Consider the following 22,001-nt stretch of genomic DNA (forward strand, 5'->3'; position numbering starts at 1 on the left):
TTCATACAGTGCGAAATATCGGGAAGCAAGATGAAAGAGACGGATACTATGCAGTCGTATAAATATCTGCAAGCCATTTTTGGGGACAAGTGGGTCGATTGGGGCGTGAGCGTCGGGTTTCTCCTGCTCATCGCGAGTTGGTTCGTTCCGCGGAATACGGCGGATTTCTTGGTTGATTTCATCGTTACGGGACTTATGCTGGTTGTGGCGATCCGGATCGGCTGTGTGATCGTCCGTGTCCGCCGGGGTGATGAATTGTCGCGGGAGTCCGCCCGGTCGGTTCGTTTCCGGGAGGTGATAGGCAATGTCGTCTTTCTCTCGTTTTTCGTCATTGCATTACTGCTGATTGCCTGGCGTTATTTGCGGTAGCGATCCGGCCGAATGCCACTAAAAAATCCACCTTGGGAGAGGTGGATTTTTTAGGTGGCGGAATATGCGGCTTAATACCCGAGTATGCGCAGCATCGAGCGGTAGGACTGCTCCCTGGCGCACAGGTCGCCCGGAGCAAGTCCCCCTTCTCAAAGGGGGATTTAGGGGGATTGTCTGTGCGGTGTATTGCACGTGCCCCGTCGGGGCGTTCGGATTTAGTACCCGAGTATGCGCAGCATCGAGCGGTAGGACTGCTCCTTGGCGAACAGGCGCGTGTAATACTCGTTGTCCGACTTGTCGCGGTCGATGATCACGTGCTTGGGTGCGGGGATCAGGCAGTGCTGGATGCCGCCGAAGCCGCCGAGCGACTCCTGGTAGGCTCCCGTGTGGAAAAATCCGATGTACTGCGTGTTGCCCGCTTCGAGTTTGGGCAGGAAGATGGCGCTGGTGTGGCACTCCGAGTTGTAGAAGTCCTCGCTGTCGCAGGTCAGCCCGCCGAGCAGCACGCGCTGGTATTCCTTGTCCCAGTTGTTCACGGCCAGCATGATGTAACGCTGGTTGATGCCCCACGTGTCGGGCAGGGTGGTGATGAACGACGAGTCGATCATGTACCAGTTCTCGCGGTCGTTCTGCTGTTTCTGGTTGACGATCGAGTAGAGCACCGCGCCGCTTTCGCCCACGGTGAACGAACCGAATTCGGTGAAAATGTTGGGTTCCTCGACGCCGTTGCGCTGGCAGATGTTCTTGATCTGCGCCACGATCTCCTCGGTGAGGTACTCGTAGTCGTATTCGAAGTTGAGCGAGTTCTTGATCGGGAAACCGCCGCCGACGTTGAGGCTGTCCAGCTCGGGACAGATGGCCTTCAGCTCGCAGTAGACGTTCATGCACTTCGACAGCTCGTTCCAGTAGTAGGCCGTGTCCTTGATGCCGGTGTTGATGAAGAAATGCAGCATCTTGAGCTGGAATTTCTTGCTGTTGCGGAGTTTTGCCTTGTAGAAATCGACGATGTCGTTGTAGCGGATTCCCAGCCGCGAGGTGTAGAAGTCGAACTTGGGTTCCTCCTCGCAGGCGATGCGGATGCCGACCTTGCACTTCTTGGTGAACGAGTCCTCGAACAGCTCCAGCTCCTCCTTGTTGTCCAGCACGGGGATCGTGTTCGAGAAACCGTCGTTGACGAGCTGGGCGATATTCTCGACGTACTGCGGGCGTTTGAAACCGTTGCAGATGATGTAGCGGTCCTTGTCGATGATGCCGCCGTCGTAGAGGGCGTTGATGATGTGGATGTCGTAGGCCGACGAGGTTTCCAGATGGATGTCGTTCTTCATGGCCTCTTCCAGCACGAACGAGAAGTGGCTCGACTTGGTGCAGTAGCAATAGTTGTACGAACCCTTGTAGTCGACCTTCGCCATCGCCACGTTGAACATGCGCTTGGCGCGGTTGATCTGCTGGGAGATCTTCGGCAGGTAGGTGATTTTGAGCGGAGTTCCGTACTGTTTGATCAGTTCCATCAGCGGAATGTCGTGGAAATTCAGCTCGTTGTCCTCGACGGAGAACTCATCCTGCGGGAAATCGAACGATTGTTCGATCAGGTCGATGTACTTGTCTTTCATGGCTCGTTCGGTAAAGTTTTTACAATCCGGCCCGGTTACTTTGCAATTTTCGGGCGAAAGTAGCTCGCCCGGATTTTGGAAAAAATCGGGATGCAAAATAGGCGAATATTTTTCGGATAACCAACACTTTGCCCGATTATTTTGAAAAAGCCCTCCGGAATATTGCTTTTTCCGCTGAAAAAGGGTAATTTTGAACCCGGATTTAAAGGATTTTCAACCGTGCTGATTCATACCCTGATACAATATCTGGAGTCGCACAGGCGGCTCGTCGTACCCCAACTCGGAACGTTCATCGTCAAGGAGCCGGGCCGGAGCGTCGTCTTTTCGGAACTGCTCAAGCGCGACGACGGCGTGCTGCGGGGGCTTCTCCGCGCCGAGGGGATGGGCGAACTGGAGGCCGCGGGCGAGATCGACCGCTTCGTTTTCGAGATCCGCCACGCCGTGGAGCATGGCTCGGAGTACCGCCTGGAGGGCTTCGGGGTGATGAAACCCGGTCCCAATGCGACCATCGCCTTCGTCTACGAGCCGCAACCCGCGTCGGAATCCCCCGCGCAAGAACCGGCTGCCGGGAAACGTCAGCCGCTGCAACCCGAGAAGGTGGCCGAGGCCGTCAAGACGGCTTTCACGGAGCCGCGCGTGTCGACTTCGGCGAAGATGAATCCCGATCCTTCGGTGCGGGGGCTGCGCTATGGCAAGCCGCCGAAGAACACCGATGCCTACCGCTACGTCGACCGCGTGCCGCGCCGCCGCGCCGACCGGTTCATCTGGATCGCCGTGATCGCCGCCCTGCTGGCCGTGGCGGCCATCGCCTTCGGACTTTGGCGCGACGCCCGGGAGAAGCAGGCCGAAAACGAATACATCGAACTTCCGCAGGCGGCGGAACTCCCGTCCGCCGCGTCCCAACCCGAACAACTCGAATAAATGACAGAGATCACCACCGTAAAACAACGCTTCGGCATCATCGGCAACTCCCCGCTTCTGGACAGGGCGCTGGAGGTGGCCCTGCGTGTGGCCCCTACCGACCTGACGGTGCTCGTTACGGGCGAGAGCGGTGTGGGCAAGGAGTTTTTCCCGCAGGTTATCCACGCCTATTCCGCGCGCAAGCACAGCAAATACATCGCCGTCAACTGCGCGGCGATTCCCGAGGGTACGATCGACTCCGAACTGTTCGGCCACGAGAAAGGCTCCTTTACCGGCGCCGTGGAGGCCCGCAAGGGGTATTTCGAGGAGGCTGACGGCGGTACGATCTTCCTGGACGAGGTGGCCGAACTGCCGCATCCGACGCAGGCGCGCCTGCTGCGCGTGCTTCAGACGGGCGAGTATATCCGCGTCGGTTCGTCGAAGGTGCAGAAGACCAACGTCCGCGTGGTCGCCGCCACGAACATGAACCTCCAGGAGGCCATCGCCCAGGGGCGTTTCCGCGAGGACCTTTACTACCGTCTGGGGACGGTCCCCATCACGGTTCCTTCGCTGCGCGAACGCCCGGAGGACATTCCGCTGCTGTTCCGCAAGTTCGCCGCCGACGTGGCCGTGCAGTACCGCATGCCCGCCGTGACGCTCGACGATGCGGCGCGCGAGATGCTGAAGAACTACTACTGGCGGGGCAACATCCGCCAGCTGAAGAACGTCGCCGAGCAGATTTCGGCCATCGAGCAGACCCGGGTGATCACCTCCGAGGTGCTGGCGAAATACCTGCCCCCGCAGGGCGGGGGCGCGCCGATGGCCGCCGGGACGATGCGCATGGACGACACGATGTCGACCGAGCGCGAACTGCTCTACAAGGTGCTGTTCGACATGCGCGCCGACATCAACGACCTCAAGCGGATGATCTCCGAACTGATGAAGGGCGGCGTGCCGTGCCCCGAGCCGGTCCGTGACGTCAAGGCCCTGCTGCCGACCACGGCGCAGAGCAGCTACGTTCCGGCCGTCGCTTCCTATCCCCAGCCTCCGGTCTATGCCGAGAGCGAGGAGGTGACCGACGAGCCGCCCCGCGAGATGACCAAGGCCGACATGCAGCGCGAGCAGATCATCCGTGCCCTGCGCCGCAACAACGGCCGCCGCCGCGAGGCCGCTGCCGAACTTTTCATGTCGGAGCGCACACTATACCGCAAGATAAAGGAGTTAGGAATTGAAGACAATTCCTGACTCCAATTAAAAATTAAGAATTAAAAGAATGCGCAGATTCCGAGATAATTTTTCATTTTTCATTTTCCGTTTTTCATTGCTGGCTATCGCCGCGGTGATGACCGGCTGCGGCGTGTCCATCAAATACTCGCTGTCGGGCGCCTCGATTCCGCCCGACGCCAAGACCTTTTCGGTGGCCTACTTCCCCAACAACGCCACGATGGTGTCGCCGATTTTGAGTTCCACGCTCACCGAGGCGCTGGTCGACATGTTCACGCGCCGCACGCGCCTGATGCAGGTCGACGAGGGCGGCGACTTCGCCTTCGAGGGCGAGATCGTCAACTATACCTCGACGACGGCTTCGGTTTCGAGTGACGACTACGCCCTGCTCAACCGCCTGACGATCACCGTCAAGGTGCGCTTCACCAATGCCCTCGACGAGAAGATGTCGTTCAACCGCACTTTCCAGGCCTACGAGGACTACGACTCCACGAAACTGCTTACGGAGGTCGAAGGCGAGTTGATCCCCCAGATCGTCGACAAGATCGTGACCGACATTTTCCAGGCCGCGGCCTCCAACTGGTAATTCCGACGCGCGATGTCCGACCTAAAAACATACTTTGCGGCGCCCGGCCGGGCGGAGACGCCTTCCGCTGCCGAAGCCGGGGACCTTGCGGTGCGCTTCCCGTGGTTCCTTCCGGGGCGTATCCTGCGCGAGACGCTTACGGGCGAATCCGATCCGCGGGTGGCGCTGACGGCCCCGTGGCGGGCCGAGAGTTCGCTGCGCAGGGCCGCCGTCGACGCCTCGGCGCTCACGCAGCTCTCCTCGGAGGAGATCATCGACCGTTTCCTTCAGGAAGAGGACCTGCGCATCGTCGCCGGCGAGGGCGAACCCGAGGAGGAGGTCGTTCTGCAGCCCGAACTGGACGACGACGACGAGGTGGTCACCGAGGAGCTGGCCGAAATCTATCTCACTCAAGGCCTTCGGGACAAGTCCGTGGCGATTTATCGCAAATTAAGTTTGCGAAATCCCGAAAAAAGTGTTTACTTTGCCGAACTTATTGGCAAAATAGAAAACAATATTAAAATTTAAGGTAATATGTTATACACGATTTGCATTGCCCTGATACTCGTTGCGAGCGTACTGGTGATCCTGGCGGTATTGGTGCAGAACCCCAAGAGCGGCATGGCCGCCAATTTCGGCGCGTCGAACCAGGTGATGGGTGTGCGCGAGACTACGAACTTCCTGGAGAAATTCACCTGGTCGATGGCTATTGCCATCGTGGTTTTGAGCCTTGCGGCTACGTTGGCCATGGACCGCGGTTTGGTCGCCGACAGCAATTTGGAGATTTCGAAGGACGCCAAGGCGCTTCAGGAGCGGGTCATCGAATCCGAGGCCGCCGCTACGATGCCGCAGGCCGAGATTCCCTCTGCCGGACAGACCGAGCAGCAGCAGGCCGAGTAGCCTCCGCGCTCCGTCCGGAACGCCGGGGGGGGGAGAGACCTCGCCGTTATAGAAGACCGTGGATTCTTTCCGCGGTCTTTTTTTCGCCCGTCCGGAGGAGGTCCCGCATGGGACGATTCATCGGGGGGGGCCGGAACGGTCCCGCAGCAGAGACCCCGGAGGGGCCGCTTTGCAATGGAAATTCCGAGGTTGTTTGCCTCCCGGAACGGGACGGTGAATTCCCGCCCGTGTTTTGCGTACGGCCGGAACCTCTCCGATTCATGTATTGGAAAAGCCTGCGGGATGCTCCGCGGGCTTTTGTTGTGCCGCTTCGAATCGCTCCGGGAGGGTGCCCCCCCCCTTGGGCGAAAACGGTCAGAGATGCTGCGGACTGAAAGCCCCGATGGTCTTGATCCGCTCCTCGAAATCGTCGCGCGAGACGAGCGTGTGCCCCTTGATCTTCGACCGGTAGTTGTAGATCGTGCTCACGGAGTAACGCAGCAGCGCGGCGATTTTCGACGAGTCGTTGATGCCCAGCCGGATCAGCGCGAAGATGCGCAGCTCGGTCGTCAGCAGCTCGCCCTTTTTCGGCTCGATGCGCGCCTCCTTGTCCAGCAGGGAGTTGAAATCCTCGATGAACGTGGGGTAGAGTTGCAGGAACGTCGTGTCGAAGTTGCGGTAAAACTCCTCCAGTTCGCGGCTGTCGCCGTCGGTCGGGGAGTACTCCTTCCGCAGTTCGTCGACGCGGCCGTCGCGCAGCAGGCGGCGTACGTGGCGGCGCGAGTCGATGATCTTGTCGATGTACTCCGAGCACATCGTCAGGAAGATGCCGATATACTCCTCCTTCACTTCGTTGGCCTCTGAAATCTGGCTGTTCAGTCCTGCCAGTCGCTTGTTGATGTGCTGGAGGTCTTTGTTCGAGATGTTGAGCCGGTTGTTGGCCTGCTGCAATTCGAGCCGCGCGAGGTTCAGCTTGCGGTTCTGCCGCAGGACGAAGACCACGCCCCCGAGGGCCAGCAGCATGAAGCAGCCGATCGACACGACGAAGATGTTGTACATGGCGTCCATCCGCTGCCGCCGGACCTGGTAGGCTTCTTCGATGACGTGCAGCGCCAGTGCGTCCTGCCACGGGCGAAGCCGCGAATTGAAGAACCGTGCGTCGTCCATCACGATCCGCATGTAGCGCATGGCGCGCTGGATGTTGTCGTCGTCGAGCAGCGTGTTGGCGAGACTTTTCAGTGCGGCGTTGTCGCGGATCGCCAGCTGGATGTCGGTCATCGCCGAGCGTGCGAACCACACCTGCGCCGTGGGCGTGTCGTCCATCAGCTCCGCCACGAGGGCGCGCATGTACGACGCCTCGGCATATTCGCGCGAAAGGGGTTGCAGGGTGCTGCACAGCCGTTCGGAAATCTCCACGGCCTGCGGGTAGTCGCGGGCGCCGATCGCCTGGCGGAGCCGGAAGTTGAGGTGCGTGACCGACTCCGGTTCGGTGTTCTCCACGATCAGCTGGGCGTAGATCACCGTAAGCCGCCACGATTCGTGTCCCTGCGCCGAGTCGTGGGAGTAGAGCTGGAGTTCGTCGTTGAGTTTGTGGCGGGCGATGTAGTAGTCGACCAGCTGCCTGCGGTCCAGCGCCGTGGTGTCGACCAGTTTCAGCATGTTCGCCGCTTCGAGGTAGATACCCGCCGAACTGTACAGGTAGGCCAGCTGGATACGGCTCTCGTTGAGGTGCCCCGCGTCGTTCATGCGTGTCGCCAGGGCGATGTTGCGGTAGAGGTAGTCGATGGTCGAATCGGCCTGGTAGGGGGTGTATTCGTCGATCAGCTGCTGGTTGAGGATGTAGCGCTGGGCGTCCGAGAAATCCGATTTCCGGAGGATGTTTTTCAGCGATTCGATCCGCTGTTCGCGTCCGGCGATGTAGGAGTCCCGGTGCGAAAGGGTGGCGTCGAGCTGTGAAAGCACGCTTTTCAGGTCGTTTTGGGCCGAGGCGGCGAGCGTTGCGGCGAGCAGCAGTACGGTTGACAGAAGGTTTCTCATGTGCGGACGGTTCACGGTTTGTTCCTGACAAAGATCGGAAAAAGGACGGATGGTTCCAAGACCGAATCGGGTACGGTGCGGTACTTTCCGGCTGATAAAAGTGTCGTTACGGCACCAAAGATAGGAATAATCCCGGGAAAATCAATGCCGGGCGGCGCGCTTTCCGCAGGTCGGACCGTCCGGCCGTTTTTCCCGGCAGGACAGGCGGCCGGCCCGGCGAACGGAACGTGCTCCGGGAGCCGGATTTATTTAAAATATTTTATTATATGCCGTTTCCAGGGTTCCGAGGCGGTTGTGAAAATTCCGATCAATCTACTTTTTTTTGCAATCGTCAAATAATTAATATATTGAATATCAAGTAGGTATATTTTTATAAACGGGTTTTGAGTTTACAATTTGCTGTTTAAATTTTTTTCATGTCGCGGAGGATAGTTACTTTTATTTAAACGGAAATAAGGCGATGAAGTGTCGATTTTTTAAGAACTGCGCCTTACCTATTTATAATATTAACTTAAAACTTAAAAACCTTAAATTCCTATGGCACATTTTTGCAAGAAACTGCAAGCGGACTGCCGGAGAGGGTGGATGCTGGCACTGACGGCGATGCTGATCGTCTTTGCGCCGGCGGCCTTCGCCCAGTCGGCGCCGACAGTGACGGGAACGGTCACCGACCAGTCGGGACAGCCCGTTATCGGAGCCACGATCATCGAGCAGGGAACTACGAACGGCGCTACGACGGGCGTGGACGGCTCTTATTCCCTCAAACTGCGAGGGGGGGGGAATTCTGCTAACCTGATTTTCCAGTCGCTCGGATTCGTTTCGCAAACGGTCGCCGTGAACGGCCGCACGAAGATCGACGTGAAACTCGCCGAAGACGCCGTGGCCCTCGACGCCGTGGTGGCGATCGGTTACGGCACGGTCAAGCAGAAGGACCTCACGACGGCCGTTTCGGTCGTCAAGACCGACGACCTGGCCCGCCGCCCGATCACCTCGGCCTCGGGCGCCCTTCAGGGCAAAGCCGCCGGCGTGCAGGTCATCCAGCCCAACGGCTCGCCCGGACAGGGCATGGTGGTCCGCGTCCGCGGCGCTTCGTCCATCTCGTCGAGCAACGACCCGCTCTATGTGGTCGACGGCGTTCCCGTGGGCGAAGGAAACTACGCCATCGCTTACCTCTCTCCCAACGAAATCGAGTCGATGCAGGTGCTGAAGGACGCCTCGTCGGCCGCCATCTACGGGTCGCGCGCCGCCAACGGCGTGGTGCTCATCACCACCAAGCAGGGCAGCCGGAAACGAGGCCCCGAGATTTCGTTCTCGACCTTCGTCGGCATTTCGAAGGTGACCAAGAGCTACGACGTGCTCAATGCCCGGCAGTACCGCGACCTGATGGAGGAGAACGGCGCCGTGTCGGGGCTTCCGGCCGATCTGACCGACCGGACCGACTGGTTCGACGAAACCTACTCGACGGGCGTCAACCAGAACTACCAGTTCTCGGTCTCCAACGGCGATGAAAACTCGTCCTATTACCTCGGCGGCGGCTACACCAACGAAAAGGGCATCATCAACACCACCTCTTCGGACCGTTACAACGTGAAGGCCAGCTTCGACAAGAAGATTTTCAAATGGGTTTCGGCCAACGCCTCGACGACTTTCTCGCACTACACCACCAAGGGCACGATCATCTCGGGTCAGGGCGCCAACCGCGCCGGCGTGGTGGTGTCGGCCATCACGACCCCGACCTACGCTCCGATCTGGGACCCCGAGAATCCCCAGCAGTTCTACAATAATTTTTACGGCGCCAACCTCACCTCGCCGCGTGAGAACATGGCCCGCACGGATTACAACCAGGATGTCACCGACCGCCTGCTGCTCTCCGGCGGCCTGACGTTCTACCTGGCCAAGGATCTGACCTTCAAGTCGACGGTTTCGATGGACCGCCGCTGGGTCCACTCGTCGTCGTTCCTCGACCCGATCCGCACCTCCTACGGACGGACGCAGCACGGAACCGCCTCGGACACCCGTTCCGACGATATGCGCATGATTTACGACAACATCCTGACCTGGAACAAATCGTTCGACCGCCACAGCCTCGAAGTGATGGCCGGCACGTCGGCCACGACCTCCGTGTGGGAGCAGTTGAGCGGCTCGCGCTCCTATTTCTCCTCGACCAACAACAACGCCATTCCCAACCTGAACGGCGGTAACAACGGCGGCGTCCGCGGCCAGAGCTACGGCAAATCGGAGTGGTCGATCATGTCCTATCTGGCGCGCGTGTCGTACAACTACGACAGCAAGTACCTCGTGACGGCCAATTTCCGCGCCGACGGTTCCTCGAAGCTGGCTCCCGGCCACCGCTGGGGTTACTTCCCCTCGTTCTCGGCCGCGTGGCGTATCTCGGGCGAGAAGTTCCTGCGCGACGTGTCGTGGATCAACGACCTGAAACTGCGCGCCGGCTGGGGACAGACCGGTAACCAGGCGGGTCTGGCGGAGTACGGCTGGATGCAGCAGTACAGCACCAACTACTACGACTGGACGCTGACCGAGAACGCGCAGGCCGTGCCGACGGTCGGCGGTCGCAGCAACATCAAGAACGAGGACCTTACGTGGGAGACCTCTTCGCAGACCAACGTCGGACTCGATTTCGCGCTGCTGAACAACCGTTTGAGCCTCTCGCTCGACTATTACTACAAGTACACCAAGGACATGCTGATGAGCGTGCCTCTGCCCTCGCCCTATCCCAACATCACGCGCAACGACGGCGAGATGTCGAACCAGGGCTTCGAGATCACCCTTTCGTCGGTCAACATCGCCCGGAAGGATTTCAACTGGTCGACCGACCTGAACGTTTCGCTCAACCGCAACAAGGTCGAAAAACTCAACCTGAAGCAGGTATACTACTACGCCACGACCTCCGACGCGACCAACGACAACGTCGTGCGCATGACCCCGGGCCACCCGCTTTCGATGTTCTGGGGCTATGTCTCCAAGGGGGTCGATCCCGAGACGGGCGACCTGGTTTACGAGGACCGCAACGGCGACGGCGAGATCACGCCGCTGGACAAGACCTGGATCGGCAACGCCAATCCCAAGTTCACCTTCGGCATGACCAACAACTTCTCGTGGAAGGGGCTTAACCTGAACATTCTGATCACGGGCTCCTACGGCAACGACATCTTCAACGCCTCGCGCATCGAGACCGAGGGCATGGCCTCGGCCAACAACCAGACCACCACGGTCCTGCGGCGCTGGCGCATTCCGGGCCAGCAGACCGACGTGTTCCGCTCGGACAACCCCGCCTGGAACGTGAAGAATTCGTCCTACTGGGTCGAGGACGGCTCCTACCTCAAGGTGAAGAACATCACCCTGTCGTACGACATCACCTCGCCGAAGCTCAAGCGCATCAACATCACGCGCATCCAGCCTTACATTTCGCTCCAGAACTTCATCACCTGGACCGGCTATTCGGGCTACGATCCCGAGGTGAGCCAGTCGGAAAGCGCCACGCAAATGGGCATCGACTGGGGAACCTATCCCAACGTGCGCACGGTCGTCGTGGGTCTGAATCTTACTTTCTAACCGCTGAAAAAAGAACCGATTATGAAAAAGATATTATTAATTGCCGCGGGTCTCTCGCTGGGGGTTGCCACCACGTCGTGCAGCCTTGAGAAATTCCCCGAGACGATGTATGCCGAGAACAACACCTCCGGCACGGGCGACAGCGAGACGGCCATCAACACCCGCGAACTGCTCGAAGGCCAGCTTACGGCCATGTACAACTACATGAAGGGCGATCTCCAGACCTACTGGTATCAGCTGACCACGCTCGCCGAGGCGCGCGCCGACAATGCCTACGGCGGCAACATGGCCGAGACGAAGGTCGTCAGCGTCGAGTCGAACCACATCGACAGCGACAACGAATTCGCCTCGAACCTGTGGAACTACTCGATGAACGCCGTGGACTATGCCAACCAGGTCATCTGCAACATCGATCTGGTGAAGGAGAACGATCCGTCGCTCACCGACAAGGAGTACCAGGAGTGGCTCTCCGAAGCGCTCTGCTGGCGCGCCTATATCTGGATGAACATGATGCAGCTTTTCGGAGAAATCCCGATGCTGACCGAAATCCCGCCCGCCATCAACGCCGGGAACGTCGAGGAGGTCTATCCGCTCTATTTCCCGGCCCGCGTGTCGAAGCAGACCGTCGGCGAGCAGATCGTCAAGGACATCGAGGAGTATGCCTGCAAATACGCCCCCGACATGGACGCTTCGAACAAGTTCCGCATCACCAAGGGCTTCGCCTACGGCCTGATGGCCCGTTTCTACTCCATGCGCGAGTTCCGCGACTGGTCGAAGGTCGTCTCGGCCTGCGAAGCGGTCGAAGGGATGGGGTACAGCCTTTGCGACAAGTACGGCGACCTGTGGGCCTACACCACCGGCGATACGGGCATGGCTGCGATGAACACCCGCGAGTCGATTTTCGAGGTGCAGTGGACCAGCCAGACCTCGGGTTCGTGGATGTGGATGATGTTCCACCGCAACGCCTATGTCCCGGGCGACAGTTTCTCGTGGGCCAAGTGGTGCACGCCGTCGCGTAACCTGACGAAGGCTTACGACGCCGAGGGCGACACCGAGCGCAAGAATGCGTCGGTCGTCTACGACGAATGCGGTTGGTCGTACCACTATCCGAGCGACGAATACGCTTTCATGCACAAGTTCCCGACCAACGTGACCCCGGTTTACCTGATGCGTCTGGCCGAGATCCGGCTCCTGCATGCCGAAGCGCTGGCCAATACGGACGATCCGGGAGGCGCCGCCGACATCGTGGACGAGATCCGCGGCCGCGCCGGCATTGGCAAGCTGACTGCGGCGCAGCGCGCGTCGGCCGACCTGATGCGCGAAGCCGTGCTCCACGAACGCCGTCTGGAACTGGCCATGGAGGGCTTCCGCTGGTTCGACCTGATGCGTTACGGCGACGACTATTCGAAACTGTTCGAAATCTGCGACGGCGTCAACATCAAAGGCTCGGCGTCCTACGACTCCTACTTCCAGACCCGCCGCGCGATGAACGACAACCGCGTGCTGATGCCGGTGCCGACTTCAGTGCTGGAGGATAACACCAACATCGAACAAAACCTGGGCTATTAACCTTAAAATTGCGATTCTGCCATGAAATTTACGATCAATAACAACCTGCGCCTGCTGACCTGCCCGCTGCTGCTCGCCGGAGCCGTATGCTGTTCCAGCGGGAACGATGGCGACACGCCGGCTCCCGGTCCTGGCCCCGATCCCTCGCCCGTGACGGGCGATGTTCTCGCCTACGTCACCTCGGCCGACGGCAACCGCCTGTTCACGGAGGAGGGACTCGACTACTCGAAGGTCTCGATGTCGCCCTACCGGGTCACGATCGACCCCTCGACGACCTACCAGACCGTCGACGGTTTCGGCCCGGCCATCACCGGCGCCACGTGCTACAACCTGCTGCAAATGTCGCAGGCCGACCGCACGGCGATCCTCCGGAAGTGCTTCGACCCCGAGACCGGAGCCGGTTTCAGCTTTATCCGCGTGCATATCGGCGGCTCGGACTTCTCGATGGACGAATACACCTGCTGCGACCGGGAGGGCATCGAATTCTTCGCCATTCCCGCCGTGGAGAAGGATGGCATCTTTCCGGTGCTGAAAGAGATTCTGGAGATCAATCCCGAAATCAGGATCATGGGTTCGCCGTGGTCGTGCCCCAAATGGATGAAGGGCACGGTCGCCGACCCCTCGAAACCCTACGATTCGTGGACCGGCGGGCGTCTCAATCCCGCCTATTACGACGATTACGCCGAGTATTTCGTGCAGTGGGTGACCGAGATGGAGGAGAACGGATTCCCGATCTACGCCATCACGATGCAGAACGAGCCGCTGAACAAGGGCAATTCGATGTCGCTCTACATGCCGTGGGAGGACCAGCTGGCCTTCGTCAAGAAACTCGGCCCGGCATTCCGCAAGGCGGGCATCGACACCAAGATCCTCTGCTACGACCACAACTACAACTACGATAACGTCGCCGGCCAGCAGAACTACCCGCTCAACATCTACGCCGACGCCGATGCTGCGCAGTGGGTCGATGGCTCGGCCTGGCACAACTACGGGGGCAGCGTGAGCGAGCTGGACAACATCCGCGCCGCCGCGCCCGACAAGACGATCTACTTCACCGAGGCTTCGATCGGCACGTGGAACTACAATTTCGAGAGCTGCGTGATCGACGACTTCGAGTCGATCTTCCTGGGGACGCTGAGCCGCTACGGCAAAGGGGTTCTGCTGTGGAACCTGATGCTCGACGACAAGGGCGCTCCGAACCGTCCCGGAGGCTGTACGACCTGCTACGGGGCCATCGAGATCAGTTCGTCGGATTACAAGACGCTCAAGTACAACAGCCACTATTACGACCTGGCCCAGTGCGCCAAGGTCATCCGGCCGGGTGCCGTGCGCATCGGCGCGTCGGGTTACACGGCGTCGGGGCTGACCTACCTGGCCTTCCGGAATCCCGACGGATCGAAAGCCTTCGTGGCGCTCAACAGGAGCGCCGGCGAACAGACCGTCGCCGTGTATGAAAACGCCGACCGTTCGTTCAAATACACCATCCCGGCCAAGTCGATCGCCTCGTTCCGCTGGGGCGCCGGAGCCGAAAACTAACCTTTAAAATTCGCAGAACATGAAAACGCTGAAATACATCGCACTGTCGCTGCTCGTCGCTGCCTCGACGACGGCGTGCAAGGACGATCCCGAACTGCTCACCACCGACGTCGGTCCCGAGATGACCGTCGTTTCGGCCGATGCGTCGGGCGTCTACGGCGGCAAGGTCGACTTCGAGGTGACGATGACCGACCGCTATGCGCTCTCGACGCTCAAGGCGCAGGTATTCTTCGACGACGAGATGGTCGCCGAGGAGGTGATCCGCACCAAAAGCGACGGAACCTACACGGGGGCTGTGACGCTTCCCTTTTACAAGAACATTCCCGACGGCGAGGCCACGCTGCGCTTCGTGGGGCAGAACGTGCGCTTCGGAACGACGACCGTCGACCGGCCGCTCGCCGTATCGCGTCCCAAGCCCGCCTACCTGACGTTCTTCCTCGATGACGCGGAGTACCGCATGGAGCCTACGGGCAACGACTACGAATACGCCGTGACGGACGAGTTCCCGCAGAAGCCGCAGGGCTACATCGCGACGCCCGAACTCGACGCCGCTGGCTCGGTGGTGACCTTCGGCTACGACTCCGGGGCCGGCGGCATCGTCTCCGATTCCACCGACGCCATTCCCTTCGCCAATTCGAATGCCGGAGAGTTCACGATCACCTTCAACCTGCTGACCTTCGAGGGTTCTCCTTTCATCAAACTGCTCTTCGGCGAGACGGAGATGACGATGGTCGACAACGACAATTACAGCATCGTCACCACGCTGACGCAGAATCAGACCTACACGCTGACGGGCGTTTCCGATTTCGCCGACTGGGACATCGACCGCGACTTCTTCGAACGGGCCGACGCTTCGAATCCCGAGGCCCTGACCTTCCTGCCGATGTCGGGCATGTACAAGGTGACGGCCAATTTCAAACACAGCTACCTGCGTATCGAGGCCATGAAGTCGGCCACGGAGTATGCGTCGCTCGCCGCCGACGGTTCGGGCAATGCGATCTGGACGGTCGGAGCCGGTATCGGCAAACCCGTCATCAAGAACGGCGACGGTTGGGATATGGGCTCCACGGGCTTGTGTCTGGCTCGCGTTGCGGACAAGAAATTCCAGATCTCGCTGGTGGCCGGCGTTTCGATCAACGCTTCGAACTTCGACTTCAAGTTCTTCTGGCCGAAGGACTGGGACAAGGGCGAATTCCTGGGTAAGACGGATGCCTCGTTTGCCAATCCCTACGGGGTCCTGACCACTACCAGCGATTTGATCGAGATTTCCGACGGTGGCAACTTGGGGCTTGCCGAGGGTAAGACGCTCGACTTGGGCGGTATCTACCGCTTCACGATCGACGTTTCAGGCGGCACGATGGCCGCGGTGCTGACCGTCGAGAAAGTGGGCGAGCAGGAGCTTCCGCCCGCCGACATCACCGTCAACGGAACGCCGATGGCCCAGCTCGACGTGGACAACTACCAGCTGGACCTCGACCTGACGCAGGGCCAGACGCTGACGCTGGGCGGCGCCGACGCCTTCACGCCGGCGTGGATCAATCCCGACTTCTTCGAGGCGGCCTCCGCGACGAGCGTCAAGCTGGTCCCCGTCACGGGCAAATACCGCATCACGGCCAATCTGGCGACCCGGGTGATTGATGCGCTGGTGCTCAACGCCGACGGCTCGGGGCTTGCCACGTTGAGCGACGACGGTCACGGGGCGGTCTATTTCATCGGCTACGGCATCGGTTCGCCCGCGGCCGTGAACGAACCGGGCTGGACCACCGAAAAGGGCGTCTGCGTGCCCGAATCCGCTCCCGGCATCTACACGATGACGGCCCAGGCGGGTCTGGAAGGCAGCACGACCCTCGGACAGCGTTTCCGCGTGAGCGGCTGGAGCGGCAAGTTCTTCCGGAACCGCGGCTGGGACGGTCTGGGAGCCTTCACGCTGGCGCCGGGCGCCGAGGCGTTCTTCTCGATCGCCGGGGACGGCAACATCGAGATCGCCTCGGGAGTCACCCTTGAGGAGGGCGCGACCTATCGTCTGACACTCGACGTGACGGCGGGAAAAGACAACCCCGTTTTGTCGCTGGTTAAGAAATAATCGTTAATTTTGCAAACGGAGTGCGCGGCCTCTCGACTGTGCACTCCGTTTGTGAATATGCACTAATCCATTCCAGACATGAAAAATAAAATTCTGTTGAAGAGTCTCGCCGGGCTGTGCGCCCTGGCGGCGGTCGCCTGCGGAGGCGGGCCGGGGCCGCAGGGCAGCGTCGCCGTCTACCTCGACGAGTCGCAGCCGATCGAAAAGCGGGTCGAAGACGCCCTTTCGCGCATGACCCTCGAAGAGAAGGTCGCCATCCTGCATGCGCAGTCGAAATTCTCGTCGGCGGGCGTTCCGCGCCTGGGCATTCCCGAGGTGTGGTGCACCGACGGCCCTCACGGCATCCGCCCCGAGGTCCTGTGGGACGAATGGGATCAGGCCGGCTGGACGAACGACTCCTGCACGGCTTTCCCGGCGCTGACGTGCCTTGCCGCGACGTGGAATCCCGAAATGTCGGCGCTGTATGGCAAATCCATCGGCGAGGAGGCGCGCTACCGCGAGAAGGACATCCTGCTGGGACCCGGCGTGAACATCTACCGCACGCCGCTCAACGGCCGCAATTTCGAGTACATGGGCGAGGACCCCTACCTCTCTTCGCGGATGGTCGTTCCCTACATCGAGGAGGTGCAGAAGAACGGCGTTGCCGCCTGCGTGAAACATTTCGCACTCAATAATCAGGAGGCCCACCGTCACGGCATCGACGTCGAGGTCGACGACCGTGCGTTGAACGAGATCTACCTCCCGGCGTTTAAAGCCGCCGTTCAGGAGGGCGGCGCATGGGCCGTCATGGGCGCCTACAATAAATACAAGGGAGAACATTGCTGCCACAACCGCTACCTGCTGAACGACATTCTGAAACGCGACTGGGCCTTCGACGGCGTGGTCGTCTCCGACTGGGGCGGCACGCACGACACGAAGCAGGCCGCCGAGAACGGTCTCGACATGGAGTTCGGTTCGTGGACCGACGGTTTGAGCTGGGGTGCCAGCAACGCCTACGACAACTATTACCTCGCCGCCCCCTACCTCGATATGCTCCGCAAGGGCGAGGCTTCGACGGCGACGCTCGACGACAAGGCGCGCCGGGTGCTGCGGCTGATTTTCCGCACGGCGATGAACACCCGCAAACCGTTCGGGTCGCTCAATTCGCCCGAACATCTGGCCGCTGCACGCCGTATCGCCGGCGAGGGCATGGTGCTGCTGAAAAACGAGGGCGGGGTGCTGCCCATCGACCTCGGGCGTGCGAAAACCATCGCCGTCGTGGGCGAGAATGCGATCAAGATGATGACCGTGGGCGGCGGCTCCTCGTCGCTCAAGGTGCGGCACGAATATACGCCGCTCGAAGGCATCCGCGCCGCTGCGGCCGGCAAAGCCGAGGTGATCTACGAACGCGGCTACGTCGGCGATGTGACGGGCGACTACAACGGGGTGAAGACCGGGCAGGATTTGAGCGAGAGCCGTTCCGAGGCGCAGCTGATCGCCGATGCCGCGGCCGCGGCCCGCAAGGCCGACGCGGTGATCTTCGTCGGGGGGCTGAACAAGAGCAACCACCAGGACTGCGAAGGCGACGACCGCCTGCAATACGGCCTGCCGTATGCGCAGGACAAAGTGATCGGGGCGCTGGCCGAAGCCAATCCCAATCTGGCGGTGGTGATCGTCTCGGGCAACGCCGTGGCGATGCCGTGGATCGACCGTGTTCCGGCGGTGCTGGAGGCGTGGTTCTCGGGTTCCGAGGCGGGCAATGCGCTTGCCGACGTGGTGTTCGGTGCGGTGAACCCTTCGGGCAAGCTGCCCTTCACGTTCCCCGTGCGGCTGGAGGACAACGGCGCGCATGCGCTGGGCGAATACCCGGGCGCGGACAAGGTGAAGTATAACGAGAGCATCTTCGTCGGTTACCGCTGGCACGACAAGGAGCAGCTCAAGCCGCTGTTCGCCTTCGGCCACGGGTTGAGCTACACCGCCTTCGCCGTCGGCAACGTGAAGGCCGACCGTACGACGCTCGCCCCGAACGGCAGCATCCGTATTTCGGCCGACGTGACCAACACGGGCGACCGTGCGGGCGCCGAGGTCGTGCAGCTTTACATCGGCGACGAGCAGTCGTCGCTGCCGCGTCCCGTGAAGGAGCTGAAAGGTTTTCAGAAAGTTTCGCTGAATCCCGGGCAGACGCGGACCGTGACTTTCGAGATCACCCCCGGGATGTTGCACTACTACGACGACGCAAAGGGTGCGTGGGTGGCCGAGCCGGGCGCGTTCACGGCCTATGTGGGCGCCGCGTCGGACGATATTCGCGGCACGGTGGAATTCGAGTTGAAATGATTCCGCAGCCGGAAAGGAGAAGTCCGCGACCTCTGACAGGTCGCGGACTTTTTCATTGTTCGGTCCGGATGCGATAGAGGGCGTGCCTGCGCAGGGGATGCCCCTCGGGCAGGGCGGGGTGGTCGAACTCTCCGACGCACGTCATGCCGAGCTTCTGCATCACGCGCCGGGAACGCCCGTTTCCGACGAACGTGAAGGCGACCAGTTCCGGAATGCCGAGTTTCGCGGCGTGTGCGATGCATGCCCGGGCCGCCTCGGTGGCGTAACCCTGGCCCCAGGCGTCGTGCCGCAGCCGCCAGAGTATCTCGACCTGGCCCTCCAGCCCGCCGGAGAACGTCACGCGGTGCAGTCCGGTGAATCCCAGCAGCTCTCCGTCCGAAAGACGTTCGACGGCATACGGACCGAATCCTTCGGTCGAAAACTCGTCGCGGATGCGGTCGAGCAGGTCGGCCGACTCTTCGGCGGTGAGCGTCGCGGGGAAATACTCCATGACCCGCTCGTCGGCGTTCATGGCGGCGAAAGCCGGCTGGTCTTCCTCCCGCCATGCGCGCAGTGCGAGGCGGGCCGTTCGGGACGGGTAAAGCATACTTGCTTGTTTTGGGTGTTCGGGGAGTGTTGCGGAAGCGCGGAACGGAATGGCCGGTCCGGAAACCTTCTGCCGCCCCTGAATCCGGTGCCGCTTATTCGGCGACCTCCTTTTTCGAGCGTTTGCGCGTGTTGATCGTCAGGTAGCGTTGCAGGGTCTGCTGCAACCGCACGGGGTCGATGTTCAGGCGGATTTCGCCGCCCTGTGCGATCGAGATGTCGCCCGTCTCCTCCGAGACGACGACGATGATGGCGTCCGAAATCTCGCTCATGCCGATCGCCGCGCGGTGCCGCGTGCCGAACGACTTGGGCACGTCGCTCTGCGTCACCGGGAGGATGCACTTGGCCGCCACGATCCGGTCGCCCTCGATCAGCGCCGCGCCGTCGTGCAGCGGGGCGTTCTTGAAGAAGATGTTCTTGATCAGCGACGTCGACACCTTGGCGTCGAGGGCGATGCCGCCTTCGGCGATCAGCCGCAGGTCGCTCTGCTGACCGATGACGATGAGCGCCCCGGTCTTCGTCTCGGACATCTCGCGGCAGGCCGTGACGATCGGCACGACGTTGGTCTGCACGGTGTCCTCGCCCGTCGAGAAGATGCGGGTGATGAAGTTGAAATGTTTCTGGCGCATGCCGATCATCTGCAGGAAGCGCCGCAGTTCGGGCTGGAAGACGATGATCAGCGCGATGGCTCCCACCGAGATCAGCTGTCCGAGGATCGTCGACAGCAGCTCCATGTTCAGCGCCCGGACGACCACCCACAGCAGGTAGACGGCAATGATTCCCGAGAGAATGTACGGCGCATTGGTTCCCTTGGTCATGCGGTAAATCCAGTACATGATCACGGCCACCAGAATGATGTCTATCAGGTCGACGAATGTGAACGGAACGAATCCCATCGTGTATCAGAAAATTTATCAGGTTTCAGTTATCGCACAAAGATACGAAAAAGTTGGGCCGCTGCAAAACCGGACCGCATGCGATTCGGCAAAACGCCGCGACTTTCCGACAGTGTCGTTACGACGCCCAAGATATAAAAAATACCGACTTCCGCCGTGCGGGGAAGCCGGTTTTTTTGTTTTTCGCGGGCGGGGCTACTTCTTCTCGGCCTTTTTGTCGGCGGCATACAGCTCGTTGACCTTCGCCAGCACGGCGGGGGTGATGTTGAGCGTCGTGTCCGCGTCGATCAGCGCCGAGGCGTTGAGGATCAGTTTGTACTTCTTGCCGCTGTTGATCTCCTGCACGGCGCGGTGCAGCAGGTCCTGGGCGCGGTTGGTGAACACGTAGTTCTCCTCGTCGAGCGTCTGGGCCTCCTTCTGGGCGTTGCTCTGGTAGGAGGCCACCTTCTTCTGGATGCTCTCCTGCTGTGCCTGCGCGTCGCGCGAGGTGATCAGTCCCTTTTCGTACTTCTGCTGCAACTGGGCGGCTTCGGCCTGGAGGTTCTGTTCGCGCTGCGCCCAGCTCTTCTGCGCCTTCTCGGTCTTCTCCTGAAGCGCTACGCCTTCGTTCTTGTAGAGGTCGCACTGGGCCAGCACGGCTTCGACCTGAACGTATGCGATGTCGCTCGAAACAACCTGCTGCGCCGCCGCCTCGGCCGCAACTTCGGCCTGCCCGGTGGTCTTCGTGCCGCAGGCCGCGAGGACGAGAGCCGCAGCCAGCGCCGGAAAGAGAGTTTTTTTCATATCGTTTTTTGGTTTGTTTAGTTAATTATTCAGCATTTGAGACACAAAGGTAAAAAAAAATCTTTACTTTTGCCCAACCCGCAGCAAAATTTGAAACACATGTACGAATACATCAAGGGCACAGTCGCCGAAGTGGCTCCCGCTTACGCAGTTATCGACGTCGGCGGGGTGGGCTACTACCTCCATATTTCGCTCGAAACCTACTCCGCGATCGAACACGAGACCGAGACCCGGCTCTACGTCCATTACGTCGTGCGCGAGGATGCGCAGCTGCTCTACGGCTTCTCGACCAAGGCCGAGCGCGAGTTGTTCCGCCTGCTGATCAGCGTTTCGGGCGTGGGCGGCAACACGGCGCGTATGATCCTTTCGACTTATTCGCCGCGCGAGTTGCAGGGAATCATCACGGCGGGCAACGCCGTGCTGCTGAAAAACGTCAAGGGGCTGGGCCTCAAGACGGCGCAGAAGATCATCGTCGAGTTGAGCGGCAAGCTCATGGCGCCGGGCGCCGACGACGGAGGGGCGCAGCCCGGGGCGGGCGGGAGCTTCGACGAGGCCCTTGCGGCGCTGTCCATGCTGGGCTTTGCCCGCGCCCCGGCCGAGAAGGTTCTGCGGGGCGTTCTGCGCGAATCTCCCGCGGCTCCGGTCGAGGAGCTGATCCGAATGGCGTTGAAAAAACTCTGAATCCGCCATTCCGGAAGTGCGGATATGCCGCATGTGTGGTCGGAAACCGTAAACTTTTGGAAAATAGGTCTGAAAGTCTCCCGGCATTTTGTTTTGGATCTATTTTTGCGTCGCCTAACAAAACGCCTCATTTTTAATTCGCCTCTCATGGAAGACATTCCGCTTGGATTCATTTTGATTCTGTTCGGCTTCTTTGTCGCGGCTATTGTGCTGACAGCCATCGTTATCGTGTGGAAGCAGCGCAGGTTGCAGCGTCTCAAGGACCCGCACAAGGACTATTACCGGAAAAAGGGATAGCCGGTTTTTCTGATCTTTTCAAGTACGCCCGCATGCAAAGCGGGCGATTTTTTACGTTTCTTGTTCGTAAATCGGATTGTTTTTGTAAATTTGCACGATTA

The 22,001-nt window shown here is 60.3% G+C and carries 18 protein-coding genes; 13 read left to right on the top strand and 5 right to left on the bottom strand.

All coding sequences use genetic code 11. The features are described from left to right. The first annotated feature begins 30 nt into the window (after positions 1-30). Complete coding sequence (locus NQ492_RS13445; protein WP_015545864.1) at positions 31-369, top strand: hypothetical protein; 339 nt, start codon at positions 31-33, stop codon at positions 367-369. 215 nt (positions 370-584) lie between these two features. On the opposite strand, the gene NQ492_RS13450 is transcribed toward NQ492_RS13445, so the two are convergent. Beyond that, complete coding sequence (locus tag NQ492_RS13450; protein ID WP_015545865.1) at positions 585-1,979, bottom strand: type III PLP-dependent enzyme domain-containing protein; 1,395 nt, start codon at positions 1,977-1,979, stop codon at positions 585-587. Positions 1,980-2,198: 219 nt separating this feature from the next. Here NQ492_RS13450 and NQ492_RS13455 point away from each other — a divergent pair, with 219 nt between their 5' ends. Genes NQ492_RS13455 through secG form a run of 5 tightly spaced genes read left to right on the top strand, consistent with a single transcriptional unit; the run spans position 2,199 to position 5,568 of the window. After that, entirely contained in the window at positions 2,199-2,900 is a 702-nt protein-coding gene (locus NQ492_RS13455; protein ID WP_044054645.1) for a hypothetical protein, read from the top strand. Beyond that, positions 2,901-4,124, top strand: coding sequence for a sigma-54 interaction domain-containing protein (locus NQ492_RS13460; protein WP_015545866.1), 1,224 nt, complete (start codon positions 2,901-2,903; stop codon positions 4,122-4,124). A 28-nt stretch (positions 4,125-4,152) separates the two neighbouring features. Further along, entirely contained in the window at positions 4,153-4,689 is a 537-nt protein-coding gene (locus NQ492_RS13465; RefSeq protein WP_022061206.1) for an LptE family protein, read from the top strand. A gap of 12 nt (positions 4,690-4,701) precedes the next feature. Further along, positions 4,702-5,196 (top strand): hypothetical protein, encoded by a 495-nt coding sequence (locus NQ492_RS13470; RefSeq protein ID WP_015545867.1) that lies wholly within the window; start codon positions 4,702-4,704, stop codon positions 5,194-5,196. 6 nt (positions 5,197-5,202) lie between these two features. Beyond that, entirely contained in the window at positions 5,203-5,568 is a 366-nt protein-coding gene (gene secG / locus NQ492_RS13475; RefSeq protein ID WP_015545868.1) for a preprotein translocase subunit SecG, read from the top strand. Positions 5,569-5,922: 354 nt separating this feature from the next. On the opposite strand, the gene NQ492_RS13480 is transcribed toward secG, so the two are convergent. Beyond that, positions 5,923-7,584: a DUF6377 domain-containing protein gene (locus NQ492_RS13480; protein WP_015545869.1), complete on the bottom strand. Its 1,662-nt coding sequence runs from the start codon at positions 7,582-7,584 to the stop codon at positions 5,923-5,925. Positions 7,585-8,121: 537 nt separating this feature from the next. Here NQ492_RS13480 and NQ492_RS13485 point away from each other — a divergent pair. From NQ492_RS13485 to NQ492_RS13505, 5 genes are all read left to right on the top strand, one after another. Next, positions 8,122-11,157 carry a SusC/RagA family TonB-linked outer membrane protein gene (locus NQ492_RS13485; protein WP_138265608.1) on the top strand — a complete coding sequence of 1,012 codons (3,036 nt, stop codon included), beginning with the start codon at positions 8,122-8,124 and terminating at the stop codon, positions 11,155-11,157. Between the two features lie 21 nt (positions 11,158-11,178). After that, positions 11,179-12,726 (top strand): RagB/SusD family nutrient uptake outer membrane protein, encoded by a 1,548-nt coding sequence (locus tag NQ492_RS13490; RefSeq protein ID WP_259872925.1) that lies wholly within the window; start codon positions 11,179-11,181, stop codon positions 12,724-12,726. Positions 12,727-12,747: 21 nt separating this feature from the next. Continuing rightward, positions 12,748-14,262, top strand: a complete 1,515-nt coding sequence (locus NQ492_RS13495) for a glycoside hydrolase family 30 protein (protein ID WP_015545872.1) — start codon at positions 12,748-12,750, stop codon at positions 14,260-14,262. 19 nt (positions 14,263-14,281) lie between these two features. Beyond that, a complete protein-coding gene (locus tag NQ492_RS13500; protein WP_015545873.1) occupies positions 14,282-16,345 on the top strand; it encodes a DUF5125 domain-containing protein in 2,064 nt (687 codons plus the stop codon). Between the two features lie 78 nt (positions 16,346-16,423). Beyond that, positions 16,424-18,658: a glycoside hydrolase family 3 C-terminal domain-containing protein gene (locus NQ492_RS13505; protein WP_259872926.1), complete on the top strand. Its 2,235-nt coding sequence runs from the start codon at positions 16,424-16,426 to the stop codon at positions 18,656-18,658. 52 nt (positions 18,659-18,710) lie between these two features. On the opposite strand, the gene NQ492_RS13510 is transcribed toward NQ492_RS13505, so the two are convergent. The 3 genes from NQ492_RS13510 to NQ492_RS13520 all read right to left on the bottom strand — a co-directional run bounded on the left by NQ492_RS13510 (position 18,711) and on the right by NQ492_RS13520 (position 20,922). Beyond that, complete coding sequence (locus NQ492_RS13510; protein ID WP_022061215.1) at positions 18,711-19,244, bottom strand: GNAT family N-acetyltransferase; 534 nt, start codon at positions 19,242-19,244, stop codon at positions 18,711-18,713. A gap of 94 nt (positions 19,245-19,338) precedes the next feature. After that, a complete protein-coding gene (gene cdaA, locus NQ492_RS13515) occupies positions 19,339-20,139 on the bottom strand; it encodes a diadenylate cyclase CdaA (protein ID WP_015545876.1) in 801 nt (266 codons plus the stop codon). Between the two features lie 195 nt (positions 20,140-20,334). Next, positions 20,335-20,922, bottom strand: coding sequence for an OmpH/Skp family outer membrane protein (locus NQ492_RS13520; protein WP_015545877.1), 588 nt, complete (start codon positions 20,920-20,922; stop codon positions 20,335-20,337). A 99-nt stretch (positions 20,923-21,021) separates the two neighbouring features. Here NQ492_RS13520 and ruvA point away from each other — a divergent pair, with 99 nt between their 5' ends. Together ruvA and NQ492_RS13530 are read left to right on the top strand one after the other, a co-directional pair. Further along, on the top strand, positions 21,022-21,603 hold the full coding sequence (ruvA, locus tag NQ492_RS13525; protein WP_015545878.1) for a Holliday junction branch migration protein RuvA: 582 nt from the start codon (positions 21,022-21,024) through the stop codon (positions 21,601-21,603). Between the two features lie 147 nt (positions 21,604-21,750). After that, on the top strand, positions 21,751-21,900 hold the full coding sequence (locus NQ492_RS13530; protein WP_022061217.1) for a hypothetical protein: 150 nt from the start codon (positions 21,751-21,753) through the stop codon (positions 21,898-21,900). Positions 21,901-22,001: the final 101 nt, after the last annotated feature.

It is taken from the genome of Alistipes shahii WAL 8301 (genome assembly GCF_025145845.1).
Lineage (GTDB): Bacteria > Bacteroidota > Bacteroidia > Bacteroidales > Rikenellaceae > Alistipes > Alistipes shahii.